This is a genomic window from Pseudoalteromonas sp. MM1, assembly GCF_030296835.1.
In the GTDB taxonomy this organism is placed as follows: Bacteria; Pseudomonadota; Gammaproteobacteria; order Enterobacterales; family Alteromonadaceae; genus Pseudoalteromonas.
Map to the genome: position 1 here is coordinate 87,567 of NZ_AP027923.1, position 18,137 is coordinate 105,703.

Annotated in this window: 18 protein-coding genes; 9 read left to right on the plus strand and 9 right to left on the minus strand. The window is 40.5% G+C overall.

Annotated elements, in window-relative coordinates:
- Positions 1–93: 93 nt before the first annotated feature.
- A complete protein-coding gene (locus QUE46_RS17030) occupies positions 94–774 on the minus strand; it encodes an SDR family oxidoreductase (RefSeq protein WP_286248743.1) in 681 nt (226 codons plus the stop codon).
- 283 nt (positions 775–1,057) lie between these two features.
- On the opposite strand from QUE46_RS17030, the gene QUE46_RS17035 reads away from it, so the two are divergent.
- Positions 1,058–1,912 carry a mechanosensitive ion channel family protein gene (locus tag QUE46_RS17035; RefSeq protein ID WP_286248746.1) on the plus strand — a complete coding sequence of 285 codons (855 nt, stop codon included), beginning with the start codon at positions 1,058–1,060 and terminating at the stop codon, positions 1,910–1,912.
- 91 nt (positions 1,913–2,003) lie between these two features.
- Here the strand turns inward: QUE46_RS17035 and astB are convergent, their stop codons facing one another.
- The 3 genes from astB to QUE46_RS17050 form a co-directional block, all read right to left on the minus strand.
- On the minus strand, positions 2,004–3,350 hold the full coding sequence (gene astB, locus QUE46_RS17040) for an N-succinylarginine dihydrolase (RefSeq protein WP_286248747.1): 1,347 nt from the start codon (positions 3,348–3,350) through the stop codon (positions 2,004–2,006).
- Positions 3,351–3,762: 412 nt separating this feature from the next.
- Positions 3,763–4,866 carry an L-dopachrome tautomerase-related protein gene (locus QUE46_RS17045; protein ID WP_286248749.1) on the minus strand — a complete coding sequence of 368 codons (1,104 nt, stop codon included), beginning with the start codon at positions 4,864–4,866 and terminating at the stop codon, positions 3,763–3,765.
- Positions 4,867–4,868: 2 nt separating this feature from the next.
- Positions 4,869–5,879 carry a zinc-binding alcohol dehydrogenase family protein gene (locus QUE46_RS17050; protein WP_286248751.1) on the minus strand — a complete coding sequence of 337 codons (1,011 nt, stop codon included), beginning with the start codon at positions 5,877–5,879 and terminating at the stop codon, positions 4,869–4,871.
- A 113-nt stretch (positions 5,880–5,992) separates the two neighbouring features.
- Between QUE46_RS17050 and QUE46_RS17055 the strand changes: the two genes are divergently transcribed.
- Entirely contained in the window at positions 5,993–6,892 is a 900-nt protein-coding gene (locus QUE46_RS17055) for a LysR family transcriptional regulator (RefSeq protein ID WP_286248753.1), read from the plus strand.
- Here QUE46_RS17055 and QUE46_RS17060 read toward each other — a convergent pair.
- A complete protein-coding gene (locus tag QUE46_RS17060) occupies positions 6,881–7,339 on the minus strand; it encodes a MarR family winged helix-turn-helix transcriptional regulator (RefSeq protein ID WP_286248755.1) in 459 nt (152 codons plus the stop codon). The two genes, QUE46_RS17055 and QUE46_RS17060, sit on opposite strands and share 12 nt — an antisense overlap.
- Positions 7,340–7,475: 136 nt before the next feature.
- Here QUE46_RS17060 and QUE46_RS17065 point away from each other — a divergent pair, with 136 nt between their 5' ends.
- The 5 genes from QUE46_RS17065 to QUE46_RS17085 all read left to right on the plus strand — a co-directional run bounded on the left by QUE46_RS17065 (position 7,476) and on the right by QUE46_RS17085 (position 12,962).
- Positions 7,476–7,904 carry an organic hydroperoxide resistance protein gene (locus QUE46_RS17065; protein WP_286248757.1) on the plus strand — a complete coding sequence of 143 codons (429 nt, stop codon included), beginning with the start codon at positions 7,476–7,478 and terminating at the stop codon, positions 7,902–7,904.
- 184 nt (positions 7,905–8,088) lie between these two features.
- Entirely contained in the window at positions 8,089–8,442 is a 354-nt protein-coding gene (locus QUE46_RS17070) for a metalloregulator ArsR/SmtB family transcription factor (RefSeq protein WP_286248758.1), read from the plus strand.
- Positions 8,443–8,480: 38 nt separating this feature from the next.
- Entirely contained in the window at positions 8,481–9,491 is a 1,011-nt protein-coding gene (locus QUE46_RS17075) for an ArsJ-associated glyceraldehyde-3-phosphate dehydrogenase (RefSeq protein ID WP_277054824.1), read from the plus strand.
- A gap of 29 nt (positions 9,492–9,520) precedes the next feature.
- Entirely contained in the window at positions 9,521–10,744 is a 1,224-nt protein-coding gene (arsJ, locus tag QUE46_RS17080) for an organoarsenical effux MFS transporter ArsJ (protein WP_286248766.1), read from the plus strand.
- Between the two features lie 97 nt (positions 10,745–10,841).
- Positions 10,842–12,962 (plus strand): methyl-accepting chemotaxis protein, encoded by a 2,121-nt coding sequence (locus QUE46_RS17085; RefSeq protein WP_286248767.1) that lies wholly within the window; start codon positions 10,842–10,844, stop codon positions 12,960–12,962.
- Between the two features lie 87 nt (positions 12,963–13,049).
- Here the strand turns inward: QUE46_RS17085 and QUE46_RS17090 are convergent, their stop codons facing one another.
- The gene (locus QUE46_RS17090) at positions 13,050–13,637 is read right to left on the minus strand and encodes a TetR/AcrR family transcriptional regulator (protein WP_286248769.1); all 588 of its coding nucleotides are present in this window, start codon (positions 13,635–13,637) and stop codon (positions 13,050–13,052) included.
- A gap of 112 nt (positions 13,638–13,749) precedes the next feature.
- On the opposite strand from QUE46_RS17090, the gene QUE46_RS17095 reads away from it, so the two are divergent.
- Positions 13,750–14,292 carry a carboxymuconolactone decarboxylase family protein gene (locus tag QUE46_RS17095; protein WP_286248771.1) on the plus strand — a complete coding sequence of 181 codons (543 nt, stop codon included), beginning with the start codon at positions 13,750–13,752 and terminating at the stop codon, positions 14,290–14,292.
- Between the two features lie 60 nt (positions 14,293–14,352).
- Here the strand turns inward: QUE46_RS17095 and QUE46_RS17100 are convergent, their stop codons facing one another.
- Positions 14,353–14,883, minus strand: a complete 531-nt coding sequence (locus QUE46_RS17100; RefSeq protein ID WP_286248773.1) for a hypothetical protein — start codon at positions 14,881–14,883, stop codon at positions 14,353–14,355.
- Between the two features lie 53 nt (positions 14,884–14,936).
- Between QUE46_RS17100 and QUE46_RS17105 the strand changes: the two genes are divergently transcribed.
- Positions 14,937–15,332, plus strand: coding sequence for a DUF1294 domain-containing protein (locus QUE46_RS17105; protein WP_286248775.1), 396 nt, complete (start codon positions 14,937–14,939; stop codon positions 15,330–15,332).
- A gap of 38 nt (positions 15,333–15,370) precedes the next feature.
- On the opposite strand, the gene QUE46_RS17110 is transcribed toward QUE46_RS17105, so the two are convergent.
- Together QUE46_RS17110 and QUE46_RS17115 are read right to left on the minus strand one after the other, a co-directional pair.
- A complete protein-coding gene (locus QUE46_RS17110; protein ID WP_286248777.1) occupies positions 15,371–15,727 on the minus strand; it encodes a PEGA domain-containing protein in 357 nt (118 codons plus the stop codon).
- Between the two features lie 171 nt (positions 15,728–15,898).
- On the minus strand, positions 15,899–17,872 hold the full coding sequence (locus tag QUE46_RS17115; RefSeq protein WP_286248779.1) for a serine/threonine-protein kinase: 1,974 nt from the start codon (positions 17,870–17,872) through the stop codon (positions 15,899–15,901).
- Positions 17,873–18,137: the final 265 nt, after the last annotated feature.

Below are 18,137 nucleotides of genomic sequence, written 5' to 3' on the forward strand. Positions count from 1 at the left end.
CTTTCTTCTACCTAGGCGGTATTTAAAGTTAATAACCATCAGGTTTAACGCCATTAGCATTAAACCTGACAGCTCAAACTTAACCAATTAACGTTAATTAGTCGGCATTAAATAAATCTCACGCACACTATTGCGCTGGTTTGCTTCTATTGCAAATAATACGGCGTCGGCTACATCTTGCGGGTCGAGTTTGTCGGGCTTAGCTTCATCAAAAAATGGGGTGTTTACCATGCCAGGGGCTATGGTGGTACAGCGGCCATTCCACTCGCTCATTTCCTCAGCTAAGTTTTGTCCAAACCCGTAAGCAAACCATTTAGTTGCGCCATAAATAGAGCCTTTAATAGGCTTACGGCCAGCGGCTGAGCTGGTTAATATAAAATGCCCTTTGTTTTGGCGCAAATGTGGCAGTGTTGCTTTTGCCGTCCACAGCAGAGCTTTAATGTTTATGTCTATCATGGTTGACCATTCATCAGGGTCACCTTGTTCGGTGCCTGCGGTTGAAACGCCCATACCTGCATTGGCAAATGCGGCATCTAGTCGGCCAAATTTTTCGAGCCCTTTTGTTACTACGTTTTCAAGCTCGGTAAAGTCGGTGGCATTTGCCGGTACACTGAGTGCGTTATCTTCACCTAATTCTATAACTAATTTTGTTAGTTTGTCTTCGCTTCTGGCTGTAAGTATTACTTTGTGGCCGTTATTAGCCAGTGTTTTAGCAGTTGCTTCACCTATACCACTAGAGGCACCTGTAATTAGAACTACTTTTTCTTTCGCCATGATTATTTCTCCTATGTTTTCATATTCAAAATGAGGACAGTATTTACAGTAACTTTTGTACTAACACTAACAGTGTAGGGTTAACCTAAATTGAATAGTAACGTCAGAGGAACATAGCTTTTATTTAATGCTTTCATTTAATACAAAAACAATAGGTATAACTGATTTATAGCTATATACTCGCGCCGTTTTTTAGCCATTAAGGTTAATTTGTGGGGTTAGCGTATTTAGCTTTGCTCCTTGTTAAATTGTGCTGAGTGTCAGCCCATTTTTTGGAATATGTATGAAAGACAAACTTATTGTGTTTTGGCAAAGCCATTCAGAAACCATTATCACTTTGGGTTACAAAGTGGTGTTAGCGTTGGCTATTTTAGTTGCGAGTGCACTTATTGCGCGCTCGGTTAAAAAAGCGATTAAAAACTCTAAGTCGCCATTAAAAAAGGTAGACGAAACACTTTTGCCGCTTCTATCGAGCATTGCGGGGTATTTAGTTTACATAATTGCTGGGCTGTTTATTTTAGATATTTTTGGCGTTAATACGGCAAGCTTAATAGCGCTAATGGGCGCGGCGGGTTTAGCGATTGGTTTGGCGCTTAAAAATACTTTAAGTAATATTGCCGCTGGCATTATGCTACTCATACTTAGGCCATTTAAAATAGGCGATTTTGTAGATGCAAGCGGCACGCTTGGCACAGTGAACGAAATAAACTTATTTACGACCATTTTTAAAACCACCGACGGCCTTTATATCGCATCGCCTAACGGTAAAGTGTGGGGCGGCAACATTAAAAACTTTACCCGCAACGGTAAAAGGCGCATGGATATAGTGGTGGGGATTTCGTACGCCGACTCTATTGATGTAGGCTTAAATGTACTTAAAGAAATCGCCGAATCAGAAAGCCGATTACTCGCAGAGCCAGCGCCTAAAGTAATGGTTACCTCAATAGGCGAAAGCGCGGTGAACATACAATTACGTGCCTGGGCTGTAAATGGCGATTACTGGCAAACCGTGTGGGATTTAAATAAGCGCGTTAAAGAAGCCATAGAAGGTGCAGGGCTGAGCATTCCGTTCCCGCAGCGAACGCTGCATATATCTGAGTCGATGGCATCGGCAATAACGGTTAATAACGGTAAATAAAAAACGTTTAAACTCTATTAGCATAAGCACAAATAAATATAGCGAGCCTTGGCTCGCTATTTTTGTATTAACCTTTGTGTTGGCTGAGGTATTAACCTTCTAATTGAAAGTCGTACACTGAGCCTAAATTAAGCAGTTGGGTTAGTTCATCCAGTGCTTGGTAGCTTTCGGTTAATAAGGCTGAATCGGCAAAGTCGCTTGCGCCTAATCTATCGCGGTAGTTGCGTTTTGCCCAGTCACAAAGTTGGGTGTATTTAGTATCAGTTAAAATAACCGCTGGGTTTACTGCAGCAAGTTCTTGCTCGTTAAGGGCTACACGTAAACGCAGGCAGGCAGGTCCGCCACCATTTTGCATACTTTGGCGCAGGTCAAAAAACTGCACTTGGTTTACTGGGTTATCGGCTAAAATCATTTCTTCAATGTAGGCGTTTACTGCGCTATTACGTTGGCACTCTTGTGGCGCTACTAATAACATTGAGCCATCATCTAGGCTTACTAATTGGCTATTAAATAAGTAACTGCTTACTGCATCGCTAATGCTTACTTTATCGGTAGGGACTTCAATTATGTATAGCTGTTTACTGCCGGTGTAGGCATCGCGAATTTCTTGCAGGGCATCTTGTTGGTTTAAAAATGCTTGCTGGTGGCAAAGCAGTACGTTTGCGTTACCTACTGCAATTACATCGTTATGAAACACGCCTTGATCTATAACATCTGGGTTTTGCTGCAGTAAAATTTGGCTCGATTCTTTTAAGTTATGTAATCGGCAAATGGCTTCTGAGGCTTCAAGTGTTTGCCTTGCAGGAAACTTAGCCGGTTTTGGTAGTTGGCTGTTAAAGGCACTTGCGCCAAATACAAACATTTCTAGGCCTTGCTCGCCGTGGCTGTCGCAAAGTCGGGTATGGTTAGCCGCGCCTTCGTCGCCAAAAAAGCCCTGATCGGGTAAATGCGTGTGGTGTGCAAAATAACTATCGTTATTAAACATGGCTTTTAGTAAGCGGGTAGTTGTAGCAGGCTCTAGCGAGCGATGAAACTTATTGTTTAAATTAGCTGAGGTAAAATGCACTTTGCCATCGAGGGTATCTGGCGAAGGTGAAACAGTAGCGGCATTGGCGGTCCACATTGCAGAGGCCGAATAACACGCGCGCAATAAAATAGGGTCTGCTTTAAATGCTTTATGAATAACTTGCGAGTCGTTGCCGGTAAAACCTAGGCGACGTAGTACGTTTAAATCGGGGCGTGCGTGGGGCGCAAACACACCTTGTGTTAGGCCTTTGTCGTGCATGGCTTTCATTTTTTCAAGGCCCTGTAACACAGCTTCTTGAGGGTTTGAAAAACTTGCCGCATTATTTAACGAGGCAACGTTACCATACGATAAACCCGCATAGTTGTGAGTAGGGCCAACTAAGCCATCAAAATTTACTTCTAAGGCGTGCATACACGTTCCAATCATATTGTTTTTAGTTACTTAACAATACAACGCAATGGCTGTGCTTGCAAAGCCTATAAATACTAAATTTATCGGCTGTAAACTCGCTCTTTGTCGCACGTAGTATGGGTATTGCTCGGATCGTTTACCTGCCATACGCTAATGTCTAAACGCCAGAGTAGGTAAAGGGTGTGGTATAGGTTAGCCATGGTATTTTCCTTGAAAGTTTCACTGAACACATTTGTACTTTGGAAGAATTATGCCAACTGTTAATTGAATATTTTATGAATATAAATCAGTAATTTATTAAAACATTAAAAATAACTTTTTAGCGTTTAGCACTACTTTGGGGCTCAAGGGCTTAAAAATTGCACCAAAAAGCCACGCAGCAGGTGCGTGGCTTATGTTTTATACGCGGAAATTAGCGCCCTACTTTACCCTTTACTAGCGGGTCGAACGACAGCACACTAAATTTCCCTTGGCTGGCATTTTTACCGTTATTTAATACTGGCGAGCGATGTAGCTCATCTACGGTAAAATATATTTTATGATCGGCGCCATAACTAAAGCCATCAGGCCAGCTTAAGCGCTCGTCTTTAAATAATACCTGGTATTTACCACTTGGTTTTACTACGCCAATTGCGTCATTGGTTATGTCGGTAACATACACATTACCGCCGCCATCAACAATAATACCGTCGGAAATGGGTTTAGTGCCGTAACGCGTTACTTTACTCTCAAGGGTGCTTGCACTCAGGCTTTTATTGTTAATGTCGCTGGTGGCAATACGGTAAACCGACGTGCCAGACATAGAGCCAAAGTAAAGCCACTGTTCGCTTGGGTCGAGCGTGATGGGGTTTACGCCTAAACGTGCTGGTTGGCCGCCTAGTTTCATGGTGCGCCCTTCAATGACCATATCGATGTTTTCGGCTGTGGTGTATGGGCTATTTTGTAATACTCTGCGCGCCTCACCTGTTTTTAAATTTACGGTAATAATAGCGGCTTGGCTGCCTTGTGCGGTGTCGGCAATGTATACAACACCGTGTTTATTATCGATGACTAAATCGTTTAAAAACGAGGTGTCGGTAATGGTGGGTTTAGCTAAGTAAATTATTTTATGCAGCTGCTCTTTATTGGTATCCCAACCGACTAAACGCCCAGCATGATCAGGGCCTGATGTATCAAGCATCCATAACACGCCATCAGCAGATACATTTATGCCAAGCACATCGTAAAACCCTTTGCCGTTTTTATACGCGTATGCCCATTCTTCATTAGGGTAGGGTTTGGTGGTGCCATCGCTTAATAGCTCCATAATTTTTTGCTTTTGGCCGTAAAAACCATGTATCGATAAAAACTTACGACCCGATGGCGTAATAGCAATGTTACCCGGTGGGTGCTGCGCATCGAATGTAGCAACTGTTTTTAAATCAGCATTTTGATTAGCGGTATTAGCAAACACACTGCTGGTTAAAAACGCGGTGCTGCAGGCTGCAACTAAAAGTAATTTTTTAATCTCGATCATGTTTAAAAGCCTTCTAAAACAAGTTTACCGCGTGAGGTGTGCGATTCTAAAATTTGGTGCGCTTTATATAAATTAGCGGCGTTTATTGGGCCTAAATTTTGCCCAAGCGTGGTTTTAAGTGTACCTGAGTCTATCAGCTCACTAATTTCATTAAGTAAGGTGTGCTGCGCTGTTATATCGGCGGTAGTAAATAGCGAGCGGGTAAACATAAACTCCCAATGCACCGATATACACTTACGCTTAAATTTTAAAATATCGAACGATGTAGGGTCGTCTATTAGCGCAAATTTACCTTGGGGTTTTATACACTCCACTATTTGGTCTTGATATTGGTCGGTATGGGTTAAGCCAATAACGTAATCAAACTCAGCTAAATCCAGTTCTTTGCGCTGCTCGTTTAAGTTTTTAGAATGATCGAGCACATGATCGGCACCTAACTCTTTAAGCCAGGTTACGCTTTGCTCGCGTGATGCAGTACCTACCACGTTTAGCCCAGTAAGTTGCTTGGCAAGCTGTACTAAAATAGAGCCAACACCACCTGCGGCGCCAATAACTAAAATAGATTGCTGAGTATTATGCTTATTTTTAGGCACTTGCAGGCGGTCAAACAGCATTTCGTAGGCGGTAATACTGGTTAGCGGCAGCGCTGCGGCTTGTGCGTCGGTTAATGTTTTAGGCGCAAGGCCTACAATACGTTCATCAACTAATTGAAATTGCGCATTACTGCCTTGGCGCGATAAATCGCCGGCGTAAAATACACGATCCCCCACATTAAATAACGAAACCGACTCGCCAACGGCTTTTACAACGCCTACACCGTCCCAGCCTAATACTTTGTAGCCTTGCTCTGGCGCTACATTTGCACGTATTTTTGTATCTACAGGGTTTACCGAAATAGCCTTTACTTCAATAAGTAGGTCGTGCCCGGTGGCGGTTGGGGTATCAAGTTCAATTGCTTGTATAGAGGTTGCTGTAAGCGTTTTTGTGTTTTTGGTGTAGCCAAATGCTTTCATGTGCGTTCCTGATGATTTTAACTAAGTGTTTTTAACTTATAAGCACTATAGCTCAGTTGAAAAATAGAAAAAGACATGAAAAACTAAAGCACTTTCAAATTTTAATTGAAAATATGCGATCATTTAACGATATTCAAACTTTTATAGATGTAGCTAGTTGCGGCAGTATTTCTGAAGCCGCACGGCAAAACGCGCAAACCCCAGCGGCGGTAAGTGCAGCTATTAAGCGCCTAGAAAAAGATTTAGGAAACGTGCTGTTTATTCGTTCTACCCGCAGCTTACGATTAAGTGTGGCAGGGGAGCAGTTTTTAAGTTACGCCAAAGATTCACTTTCGCTTATTCAACAAGGTGTAGCCGCAGTGCAAACTGTAGTAGGCGAAGTAACAGGAACGCTACAGGTATCGGCCCCGTGCGATTTAGGGCGTAATAAACTAAGTGAATGGCTTAATGAGTTTTTAGCGCAATACCCGCATGTAAAACTTAAACTGCATTTAAGTGACGAAGTAAGCGACATTTACAGCCAATCAATTGATATTGCACTGCGCTTTGGTGTACCAAAAGATTCGCAGTTAATTGCAGCGCCACTTTTTTTAAATAATGCGCGTATTTTAGTGGCCTCTGCTGAGTATGTAGCAAAAAATGGATTGCTTACACACCCCCTTAACTTAACGCAGCACACCACTATTACGTTTATGCGCTTTGGTGAGGTGTTTAAAGAGTGGCGATTTTATAAAAATGGCGCGGTGCAAAAAGTGCAGCTAAATTGCCAACACATAGTAAACGATGGCGAAATGGTGAGGCGCTGGGCGCTAGAGGGCAAAGGCATTGCGTATAAGTCGTACTTGGATGTAATTGATAATTTAGCAAGCGGGGAGCTCGTTCATTTATGCCCACAGTGGCAAAGCGATCCACTACCGCTTTATATGATGTACGCCGACCGGCGCCAAATGACCCCGGTGATCACGGCATTTAGGGCGTTTATTCAACAAAAAATAACCGCGTTAGTTGGCTAACTCATCGTCACTTTTAGCATTTAAATCGTTTACCACTAAATCAAGCAGCTGCATAAGCTGTTTAGCTTGCGTAGGGTCTACACTTTCAAACTTACATAATATATTTTTTGGAATATCAGCGGCTTCGTTTTTAAGGGCTTGTCCACTTTGGGTAAGCTGAATTAGGCGTTTACGCTTATCGTGTTCGTCTTTAATAACAGCCAGCAGAGACTTTTCGGTCATTTTTTTGAGTATTTGGGTCATAGCGCCGCCGTCAATAGCGGTTTTATCTATTAGCTGCGCGATGGTTATTTGGTCTTGCTCCCACAGCGCCATCATTACTACATACTGCGGATACGTTAAGTTAAGCGCAGCCAAAGGCTCACGGTAAGCGCGAGCAATGCTATTTGATGCCATATATAGCCTATGACACAGCTGATTTTTTAATTTTAATTGCTCAAATGACATACCTAACTCCTAGTGCGTTAATACTTTAAACTCAAAAAAACATTTTAATTTGCATGCAAAATATTTGCAATCTCTAATTACTTGGCCTATTATTTTGCACGCAAACTAAATTAATTGATAAACTTTGGAGTTCACTATGAATGTATTACAAAACGTTGCCTACACAGCAAAAGCAACTGCAACCGGTGGCCGTGAAGGTGTAGCTAAATCTGACGATGGCCGTTTAGATGTAAAACTATCAACCCCAAAAGGGCTAGGTGGCGACGACGGACAAGGCACAAACCCAGAGCAATTATTTGCAGCAGGTTATGCAGCGTGTTTTATTGGCGCACTAAAATTTGTAGCCGGTAGCGAAAAAATTGCGCTACCAAGTGATACACACATTAATTCTGAAGTCTCTATTGGCGCGATTGAAGGTGGTTTTGGTATTGCAGTTAAATTAGCTGTATCACTCGGTGATATGGATAAAACAGCAGCGCAAGAGCTGGTAAATAAAGCACACCAAGTATGCCCATACTCAAACGCTACTCGCGGTAACATTGAAGTAGAGCTTTCGGTTATTTAATTTACTAATTAGTTAACGCTTTAACAGCCCAGTGGTTTTGCCACTGGGCTTTTTTGTGCGCTGAAATTTAGCAAAGTTCATATTAATTAAACTCCTCTAAAAAATATACGGAAAATCGTATATTCACTATTTCATATATTCTCGTTTTGTTTTATTGTATGCACATTAACTAAACGAGGATGCTATGGAACAACTCAACCCACTTCAATTTTACAAATGCTTAGCCGACGATACGCGCTTAAAAGCCATGTTATTAATTAGCCATGAGCAAGAGCTATGTGTGTGTGAGCTTGTTGCTGCACTTGAACTTAGCCAACCTAAAGTGTCGCGCCACTTAGCACAGCTTAGGCAATGTGGCTTATTGAGCGACCGTAAGCAAAATCAATGGGTGTACTACAGCATTAATAAAGCCCTGCCAGAGTGGGCTCTTAGTGTACTAACACAAACCAAAGATGAAAATTCTGCGTTTTATAACGACGATTTAAATCGACTCAATGCAATGGGTAATCGCCCTGAGCGTGCAGCAAGCTGCTGTTAATTAAGCAAATTGATATAACTTTACTAAAGGTATTTATTATGACAATTAAAGTAGGTATTAACGGCTTTGGCCGTATGGGACGTTTAACACTGCGCGCAGCACTTGAGTGGCCAGAAGTAGAATTTATTAAAGTAAACGATGTTGCAGGCGATGCTAAAACACATGCCCATTTATTAGAGTTTGACTCAGTACACGGGCGTTTAGCGCACAGCGTTACAGCAAACGAGAATAGCTTTAGTGTGGGTAAACACACTATTGCCGTTACCAATAACAAGACCATTAGCGATACCGATTGGTCTGATTGCGATGTAGTAATAGAAGCCAGCGGTAAAATGAAAACCACAGAGCTGTTAAATCAATATTTAGCACAAGGTGTTAAGCGCGTTGTGGTAACCGCACCAGTAAAAGAAGACGGCATTTTAAATGTGGTTATGGGTGTTAACGATGATTTATATAACCCAGATGAGCACAAAATTGTTACAGCGGCTTCGTGTACTACTAACTGTTTAGCGCCAATTGTAAAAGTACTACAAGAAAAAGTAGGCATTAAGCACGGCTCAATGACCACTATTCACGATATTACCAATACCCAAACTATTATTGATGCGCCACATAAAGACTTACGTCGTGCTCGTTCGTGCGGTACTAGTTTAATACCCACCACAACCGGTAGCGCAACAGCCATTACGCATATATTCCCTGAGCTTAAAGGTAAGTTAAATGGGCATGCCGTGCGCGTACCTTTAACTAACGCATCAATTACCGACTGTGTATTTGAGCTTGAGCGTGGTGTAACAGCAACTGAGGTGAATGAATGGTTTGCTCAAGCGTCTAAAAACGAGCTTGCAGGTGTATTAGGTTACGAAGAAAAACCGCTGGTATCGATTGATTACAAAACCGATCCACGTAGTAGCATTATTGATGCGCTATCTACCATGGTTATTAATAATACCCAGCTTAAATTATACGCTTGGTACGATAACGAATGGGGCTACGCTAATCGTACCGCCGAGCTTATGCTTAAAGTTGCTAAAAGCGACTTGGTTTAACCATTTATAAGGTTTAAAGGGCTTTACCCATGTTTGAGCAACTTGCTAATTTACCTACAGCAATAAAACAGTATTTAATTATTACCGGTAATTACTGGGCATTTACCTTAACCGATGGCGCACTACGTATGCTGGTAGTGCTGCATTTTCATCAGTTAGGGTATGGTGCACTGGCTATTGCCATGCTGTTTTTGTTTTACGAAATTTTTGGTGTGATCACCAATTTAGTGGGCGGTTGGCTAGGGGCTCATTTAGGCCTTAATAAAACCATGAACTTTGGTTTGGCGCTGCAAATAATGGCGCTTGCCATGTTATGCGCGCCAAGTGAATGGCTTACAGTTGCTTATGTTATGGCGGCGCAAGCACTTAGTGGTATAGCAAAAGATTTAAACAAAATGAGTGCCAAAAGCGCCATTAAACATTTAGTGCCCGAGGGAGAAAGCGGCCAAGGCCAGCTTTACAAATGGGTGGCTATTTTAACGGGCTCTAAAAACGCGCTAAAAGGGGTGGGCTTCTTTTTAGGCGGGTTACTCCTTACGGTACTGGGCTTTGTCGGGGCTTTAAAAGCACTTATTATACTACTTACTATTGCGTGGATGATTAGCGTTGTATTTTTAAAAGGCGACATGGGCAAGGCTAAAAATAAGCCTAAGTTTAAAGAGCTATTTTCTAAATCCCGTGCAATAAACTTACTAAGTGCAGCACGATTATGCTTGTTTGCCGCGCGTGACGTATGGTTTGTAGTGGCTTTACCTATTTATTTAGCCCAGCAATTTAACTGGAACTTTTGGTGGGTAAGTGGCTTTATGGCACTTTGGGTAATTGGCTACGGTGGTGTGCAATCGCAAGCGCCGCGTATTACCGGCACCAGTAACTCAAGTGTTGATACCGTTAAACATGCCTATTTATGGGTGTTGCTGCTAAGTGGTGTAACAGCACTATTAGCACTTTTTATGCAACTTGATGTGGCCGTGCATGCCACGCTGATTATAGGTTTACTTATTTTTGGCGGTGTATTTGCTGTTAATTCATCTGTGCATAGTTACTTAATTGTCAGCTTTGCTAAAAGCGATGGTGTATCGCTTGATGTTGGCTTTTATTATATGGCCAATGCCATGGGGCGTTTACTGGGCACCGTGCTTTCGGGGTGGGTGTTTCAGGTTTATGGTTTTGTAGTGTGTTTGTGGGTGAGCGTAATTTTGCTTGTTTTGGCCTCTATAGCCACTGCCTTTTTAACCAAAAATAAAAGCTAAACGTTTGTATTAGATTTAATTTTCTTAGCGATATTCATAGCTTCATTTCTCAGATCTACTAAACTGTAGCCGTAGTTTAAATTAAAGGGTGAAATGAATGCGGGAATTATCGCTAGCAAAAAAATTACTGTGGCTTACAGTCTCAAGTATATTAATAACAGTAATAGTATTGTCGGTTACGTTGTGGTGGCAATTATCAACAAGTAACAAAGACTTAGCTGTTAAGTCAGAAGGGTACATTGTTGCCGAGGTTGAGCACAAACTTAATTCAAATGCAGCCGCTTATGGTGAAAAAATAGCAGGCTTTATTAATGAAGCCTATCGCGTACCTTATTCATTAGCCGCTTTATTAGGCGACGCTGCACAAAGTCAAAATTTAGACCGCGATACGGTTGTGAGCATTAACCGTTCGATGTTAGAGCAAAATACGTTGCTTTCTTCTATATATTCGCAATTTGAACCTAATGCTTTTGATGGGCAAGATTCCAGCTTTAAGCAAGGGTATAAACACTCAGTAAATGGCGATGGCACTTTAGAGGTATATATTACTCGCGATCAAAACGGCACCATTGAGCAGCAAAAAGTAGCCAGCGCCGCCGATAAATATATAACTTCATTAAACGAGTTTGGTATTCGCGAAGCGCATTGGTACTTATGTGCAAAAGACACGTTAAAGCCGTGTATTATGGAACCTTACTTATACGAAATCCCATCGGGTGATTCAGTAATGTTGACCTCGTTAACTGTGCCAATAATAAAATCGGGTCAGTTTTTAGGTTTAGCAGGTGCTGATTTAACCCTACCTACCTTTCAAGCAATGACCGAGCAATTGTCTAGCGAGTTATATAACGGGCAAGCAAAAGTAACGCTTTTAAGCGACATAGGCTTAGTGGTGGGCAGTAGCCATTATAAATCTAAATTAGGGCGCCGATTTAAAGAGGCTGTTAGTGCCGCTACTTTTAAAGAAGCCGAAAGATTCAAAGGTCAAAAAGGCATTTTTAAAATGTCGTCAGAGTATTTAGTTAATTATCCTATAAATATTAAACTTGCTAATACTCAGTGGTCTTTACTTATTGAAGTACCTACTAATTTAGCGCTTGAAGGGCCTGATGCTCTAGCTAAAGGAATGGAAGATACAGCAAGCTACTTAGGTGTAATGATCTTAATTACAGGAGCTGTAATAGCGTTAATCGCTTTTATTATTATGAAAATAGTAGTAGGCACTGTGGTCGCGCCACTTGAGCAAATTCAACAGCGTGTAGATAACCTTGCCAGCTCAGAAGGTGACTTAACTCATACACTCCATGTTGATACGCATGCAGAACTTATTGCACTTGCTGGTGGATTTAATGCCTTTTTAACTAAGTTACGAGGCTTAATTGCAGAGCTAAAAGATGTTTCATCGCAAACTAAGCATCAAGGCGAAATAGCGCAGCATATTGCTATTGATACCAAGCACAACGTGCAATCACAATTTCAAGAAATTGAAAGCGTGGTAACCGCCATGAACGAAATGAGCGCTACTGCACTTGAAGTTGCAAGAGCCTCTGAGCAATCAGCTCAACAAGCGGATGAAATAAATGGTTTAGTAGTAAGCAGTGAGTCGAGCTTGTCATCGGCTATGAGCCAAGTTAAAACCATGTCTGAAGAAATAAAAGAAGCTAACCAAGCGGTTGAAAAAGTGGCTTCGCGTAGTAAAGACATTACACAAATTTTAGATGTGATCAGAACGATTTCAGAGCAAACAAACTTACTTGCACTTAATGCTGCTATTGAAGCTGCTCGCGCTGGCGAGCATGGTCGAGGCTTTGCGGTAGTTGCTGATGAAGTACGTGCACTTGCCTCTAAAACCCGTTCATCTACCGATGATATTAGCCAACTTATAGATAGCTTATTATCAGAGGTAGGAAATGCATCTACCGTCATTGAAAACGGTGTTATTCGTGCTGAAAATGCAGTTAACGAAACCTCAGTTGCGTTTGAAGCACTGCATAGCGTGGTAGTAAAAGTGGATGAAATTACAAATCAAATAACCCACATAGCCACCGCCGCTGAAGAGCAAAGCTTAGTAACCGAAGAGATAAACCGTAACCTAACGCTTATCTCTGATGCGGCATCGCAGCTTGCTGATTTATCTACCCAAGCGGGCGATAGCAGCGAAGCACTTAATGCATTGGTAGCGCAACAAGATAGCGAGCTTAATAAGCTTAAAACGTAAAAAAGTAAGATATAAAAAAGCGGCTAATTCACACTGAATTAGCCGCTTTTTTTGTTGAGACTTTTTAGTTGTGAGTAATGCAAAAAGTTATAGCTTTTTGATCAAGGCAAACATTTGATTAATCATTGGCTGCGCTAATTGCTCAACCCCTGGGCGGTTAAAGTAGCCACGTAGCCCAGTAAATTGCACCTGAAAAAACTGCGCATATTCAAGCGCCGTAAGATTACTACTCAGCTCATTATTTTTAATAGCTTGAGCAAACAAGGTGGTTAAGTAGGCTTCAAACTTTGCCGATAGGTCTAAACTCAGCTCATATAATGAGGCATCTTTTTCTGCAAATTCACAGTTTGCTTTTACCAACATACAAATAGCACTTGGGCTGCAGTTTTTGGTTTTAATTATTACGTTTTCTACAAACGCACGCAAACCACCTACAACAGTGTCAGAACTTGCTAAAAACCCGTCAATTTGGCTTTTCATTTGTACTGTGTAGTCTTTTAAAGACTCACTATATAAGCCTTCTTTAGAGCCAAACGCCGCATAAATACTGCCAGGGCGCATATTAATTGCTTCTTGTAAATCGCGGGTTGAGGTAGCTGTAAACCCCTTCTCCCAAAATAACTGGCTTGCAACGCGAATGACATTCTCGCGTTCAAATTTAACTTTGTTAGCCATCTTCATCTCAACTATTTTGAACGTATGCTCAATTTTAACTTGAGCAGTCGCTCAAAATCAAATAGTATGTGTCTCGAAGTTACTCAAACACATTAATTTATTGGAGCAGAACATGGCAGAATTTACGTTATATACTCAAGACAACGCACCTGAAGAATCAAAGTCGCTAATGGCTGATTCAGTAGCCGCATTTGGCATGTTGCCTAACCTTCACGCAGTAATGGCAGAAGCACCTACACTGCTTAAAGGCTACCAAGTACTGCACGACTTATTCCAAAAAACATCGTTTAACGCAGAAGAGCTAACAGTTGTATGGCAAACAATTAACGTTGAGCACGAGTGTCATTACTGTGTACCAGCGCACAGCGCAATTGCCGCTTCAATGAAAGTTGACCAAAATATTGTTGATGCTCTAGTAAACAAAACACCACTTGCAGATGCAAAACTTGAAACACTACGTGAAACCACACTTGCAATGACACGCGATCGCGGCGTAATTAGTGATGAGCAAATTGAGAAGTTTTTTGCAGCAGGTTACGGTAAACAGCAACTACTAGAAATTATTGTTGGCTTATCGCAAAAAGTAATGAGCAATTACACAAACCACCTTGCTGATACACCTGTAGACGAACCATTTAAAAAGTTTGCTAAATAATACCAACTTAATAAATAACAAAGGCAGCCTAGGCTGCCTTTTTGTGTTTTAAATGCAAAGTTATTTAAATTTTACGGTTTTTGTACTGCGTGTATAAGTACGTTGCTCAGGCTTAGTCCATTCACCCTTTTTTAAATAAGATGTTGAGACGACAAATTTATCGTTTTTTAATTCACTGGTTGAGCGTACTTTGGTGATACCTTCTTTACTGCCCGTTACTTCCTCATAGGCCACAAATTGGGTGGGGCTTAGCACTTTCATGGTACCCTTTGTATAAAACCCTGCGGTAGTGAAATAGTAAAAAACCAAAGAGTCTTTTTTACTATCGTAAAAAATCATCGATTCACCACCATACTCGCCTTCATTTATAGAGTGTGTAGTATGAATTGCTTTACCATTTAAAGCGCGCTCCCAGCGGCCTACATCTTGTACAGGCTTTGCACCTTCAGGCACTTTAAAATCGGCCTGCCAAGTGCCTAAATAAGGCTTAAATACAGCAAGTTCTTTGTCAAGGTTAGCGGGTGTATCAGTGGCGTAACTATTAAAGGTGTATAAACATAATACTAAAAATAGCGCTTTAAAATATGTCATAATTTGGCTCTTATTATTTTGCTTTAACTCTTTTTAGTATAGGCGATCATGAATTGATAAAGAAAACATTAATCACCTTCTCATTGCTTTTTTTAGCTGTAATCTGGCTCGCGTATCTATCTCAGTACTTGCCTATTTACATACCTATTTATGCACCCGTTTATATAAGTGCACTGAGCTTAATCACTTTTATAATGTACGCATGGGATAAGCGACAAGCTAAACAATCAACGCATAAAAAAGTAACTCGCACGAGCGAGCGTACGTTGCAATTACTATCATTATTTGGAGGATGGCCCGGTGCACTCATTGCACAGCAATGGCTTAGACATAAATCACAAAAACGTCGTTTTATAGTGGTGTTATGGCTGTGTATTTTTGGGAATTTAAGTGTAATAGGGGTTATTACATTTTTTGCAGAAAAGATGAGAGTTATGCCTTTAAATTAATGCGTATTTAAAGGCATAAATACAATTTTACCCTGTGTTTAGTTAGCAGCTTCAGTTTTTGCTACTTCATCTAACGCTACTGTAAGTATGGTTTTTTTATCAACCACAACCCACTTGCGGTAAGTTTGGTAGCCTGGTTTGCTTACTTCAATATCATATTCACCTTCTTTTAGTTCAATGGCGTCTTGATATACTGGTTTGATATTCATAATACGCACGCGAGCGTCATTAGGGTTCGTAATTACGGTAAGTGAGATTGGAGCAACCACTTCGGCTACTTCAGCTTGAACATCGGCAACATTGTCTTCAACTTTCTGCTCAGTTTCATTCATATTTGAAGTGTTTGCACAGCCACTTAGGATGAGTAATGCTGCAAGTGCGGTTATTTTTTTCATTGGTACTCCATAAATCATTATAGTAATTAAAATTGCGAAATATCATGGAGGAGTACAAGCTTTTGCTTAACTTGTCGTCCTTGACTTTCGTCTGTAAAACTAAGTGTTCATCAACTTTTAAATTGTATTGTAAAAGCAAAGCCACATTCGCTTCGCGTTACTGTTAGTAAATTACAATAAAACATTATCAAGTGATTGAGTAATGGCTTCACTTCGCTCTACTAGTTGTTCAGCAGTACGATACATTTTCCTTTTCATTAAAGTGCTCGCCATTGTGATGTATCGTTTAGATAATTCTTGCTTTAAAGAAACTAAAAGCGAAAAGTCTGACGGTAAATCCACCGACTCAACATTAATTTTCTCTTCAAATTCTAATAGCTCTTTGTATTGCTCTATGCTTTCCAATTGCTCAGAATAGCGATTAAAGCGTGGCTGATAAAATACAATAGCATCTGCAGTAGGGAATTGTGCTTGCTGACCATTATTTACTTTTTCTTGATACAAGGTAAGCGCATCGATTGCAGACTCTCTTTTAAGTAACTCTGCGAATTGCAGCTCTTCTTTTTGAGTATTCGTAAAAATAGCCTTTCCTACATTTAATAATGCTTTTTGTGTTATAACATCGTCTTCTTCTATGGCTTTATCTAGCGCTAACTTGTAATTATCAAAGTGAATCTGTGAAGGTTCATAGACATAGGTGTCATCAACTTGTTGTAAATCGATAATTAACTGAGGAATGCTATTGTTATCAACTTCGTTGTAACGTGATTGCTCTAAAAGTAAATTAATTCGCGATGTAATATCAAAAATAATCGATTGTCTTTCTCTTAAAATACTTTCAAGTTGCACAGAAAGCTTTTCTGAATCGGGGTAGTACTCAAGTGCTTGAGTGTATACATCTATTGTTTCATCGAAGTTCTTAAACTTATCACCACTATTGTTTAGCTGGTTAGCCATACCATCAAAGCTTTGCAAAACACTCTCTTGGTTTACACGCAGTAAGCCTTGTTTTAAAACTTCATATTGCGGTGGTATTTCAGAAAGCTTACCGAGTATGCTTGGGCCATTCCATGACATCCACGTTTTCACTTGCTGATTTATAGCTTGGGCATTGTCTAGCTTAGCTTCGAGTTGTTTAATATTATGATCATTAGAGAAGTAATATTGGCCGGCAAATACTGTAGCAATTACTAAGCTTGCCACTAGTGCGATAGCTGGTTTGTAATTACGGTTTAATTTAGCAGTAATGGGTTCTAGTGAACTTAATCTATCAGAAGCGTTTAATGCAATTGCTTTATTTAAACTACCCCACAACCATAATGGGCAGTTACTAGGGCGTTTTGCCGATGTCTCTTTTGCAAGTTTATCAGCTGCTACGCGGTTAAACGGGTGTTTGCTGCTTAATAGTTCAAGCGCTATACATGCGTAAGAAAACACATCATCTTTAACTGAAGCCTCAGCTCCTTTAAGTTGCTCTGGGCTTGCATAGGTGGGAGTGTAACCACCTACAACAGCGGTATTTTGCTCGTTTTGCACAGCATAAGCATCTTCAATGGTTTTATGTTTTGCAATACCAAAATCAAGTACTTTTAAGTTGCCGTTAGAATCAAAAATAATATTTGATGGCTTTAAATCATTGTGGATAACACCGCGTGCATGCGCGTAAATCAGGGCATTAGCTAACTGTTCTAAAATCACCTTAGCTTTTTTAAACACCATACCTGTGGGTTTGTTTCTTTTTATTATTTGCTCAAGTGTTTCGCCTTCAACAAGCTCCATTGTTACATAGTGAAGATCGCCATCAGAACCTGCTGAATAAACTTTAACAATATTAGGGTGAGCTAGCTGTTGTGTTTTAGTGGTTTCATCTTTTAGAAGAGTGATGGCCTCTTCTGAGTGTGAAAACTCTTCGAGTAACACCTTTATCGCCACAAATACCTCAGGGCGACTTGGACTTTCTAAGAATAGATCCCTTGCGCGATAGATATAACACATACCGCCTTGGCCAATTAATTCTTCAACCAAGTAACGAGCAGATATTTTTTTGCCAATTAGATTGAGCTTATTTTTAGCTTGGGGTTTTTTGAGATTTGAATCAAGCGACGCTATCTGAGTTTTATCGTTAGAATTATTGATACCGCTCATTATAAATCCTTTTATTGTGTATATATAAATAATTGCAAAGGTGAATTTTTATCGTTTTTATCAATTCTCCCTTTGATAACGCCAGTATTTTTACAAAAAAAGATTACTTTAGCAATCTTTCTAGCGTAGAAGTTTCATACAAAATTAATTATGTAGCCTGTTTTAACTCATTTAAAATTTGTTTTTATTTTTAAACTTAAAAAATAACGTGCTTAAAAGCGCTGTAAAAGGCGTAAAAGGTACATTTAGCGGTAATTTTTCACTT

Bases quoted from the DNA above. Each gene is read 5' to 3' on its own strand.
- QUE46_RS17030 (WP_286248743.1), bottom strand. From the start codon at position 774: ATGGCGAAAGAAAAAGTAGTTCTAATTACAGGTGCCTCTAGTGGTATA.
- QUE46_RS17035 (WP_286248746.1), top strand. From the start codon at position 1,058: ATGAAAGACAAACTTATTGTGTTTTGGCAAAGCCATTCAGAAACCATT.
- astB (WP_286248747.1), bottom strand. From the start codon at position 3,350: ATGCACGCCTTAGAAGTAAATTTTGATGGCTTAGTTGGCCCTACTCAC.
- QUE46_RS17045 (WP_286248749.1), bottom strand. From the start codon at position 4,866: ATGATCGAGATTAAAAAATTACTTTTAGTTGCAGCCTGCAGCACCGCG.
- QUE46_RS17050 (WP_286248751.1), bottom strand. From the start codon at position 5,879: ATGAAAGCATTTGGCTACACCAAAAACACAAAAACGCTTACAGCAACC.
- QUE46_RS17055 (WP_286248753.1), top strand. From the start codon at position 5,993: ATGCGATCATTTAACGATATTCAAACTTTTATAGATGTAGCTAGTTGC.
- QUE46_RS17060 (WP_286248755.1), bottom strand. From the start codon at position 7,339: ATGTCATTTGAGCAATTAAAATTAAAAAATCAGCTGTGTCATAGGCTA.
- QUE46_RS17065 (WP_286248757.1), top strand. From the start codon at position 7,476: ATGAATGTATTACAAAACGTTGCCTACACAGCAAAAGCAACTGCAACC.
- QUE46_RS17070 (WP_286248758.1), top strand. From the start codon at position 8,089: ATGGAACAACTCAACCCACTTCAATTTTACAAATGCTTAGCCGACGAT.
- QUE46_RS17075 (WP_277054824.1), top strand. From the start codon at position 8,481: ATGACAATTAAAGTAGGTATTAACGGCTTTGGCCGTATGGGACGTTTA.
- arsJ (WP_286248766.1), top strand. From the start codon at position 9,521: ATGTTTGAGCAACTTGCTAATTTACCTACAGCAATAAAACAGTATTTA.
- QUE46_RS17085 (WP_286248767.1), top strand. From the start codon at position 10,842: ATGCGGGAATTATCGCTAGCAAAAAAATTACTGTGGCTTACAGTCTCA.
- QUE46_RS17090 (WP_286248769.1), bottom strand. From the start codon at position 13,637: ATGGCTAACAAAGTTAAATTTGAACGCGAGAATGTCATTCGCGTTGCA.
- QUE46_RS17095 (WP_286248771.1), top strand. From the start codon at position 13,750: ATGGCAGAATTTACGTTATATACTCAAGACAACGCACCTGAAGAATCA.
- QUE46_RS17100 (WP_286248773.1), bottom strand. From the start codon at position 14,883: ATGACATATTTTAAAGCGCTATTTTTAGTATTATGTTTATACACCTTT.
- QUE46_RS17110 (WP_286248777.1), bottom strand. From the start codon at position 15,727: ATGAAAAAAATAACCGCACTTGCAGCATTACTCATCCTAAGTGGCTGT.
- QUE46_RS17115 (WP_286248779.1), bottom strand. From the start codon at position 17,872: ATGAGCGGTATCAATAATTCTAACGATAAAACTCAGATAGCGTCGCTT.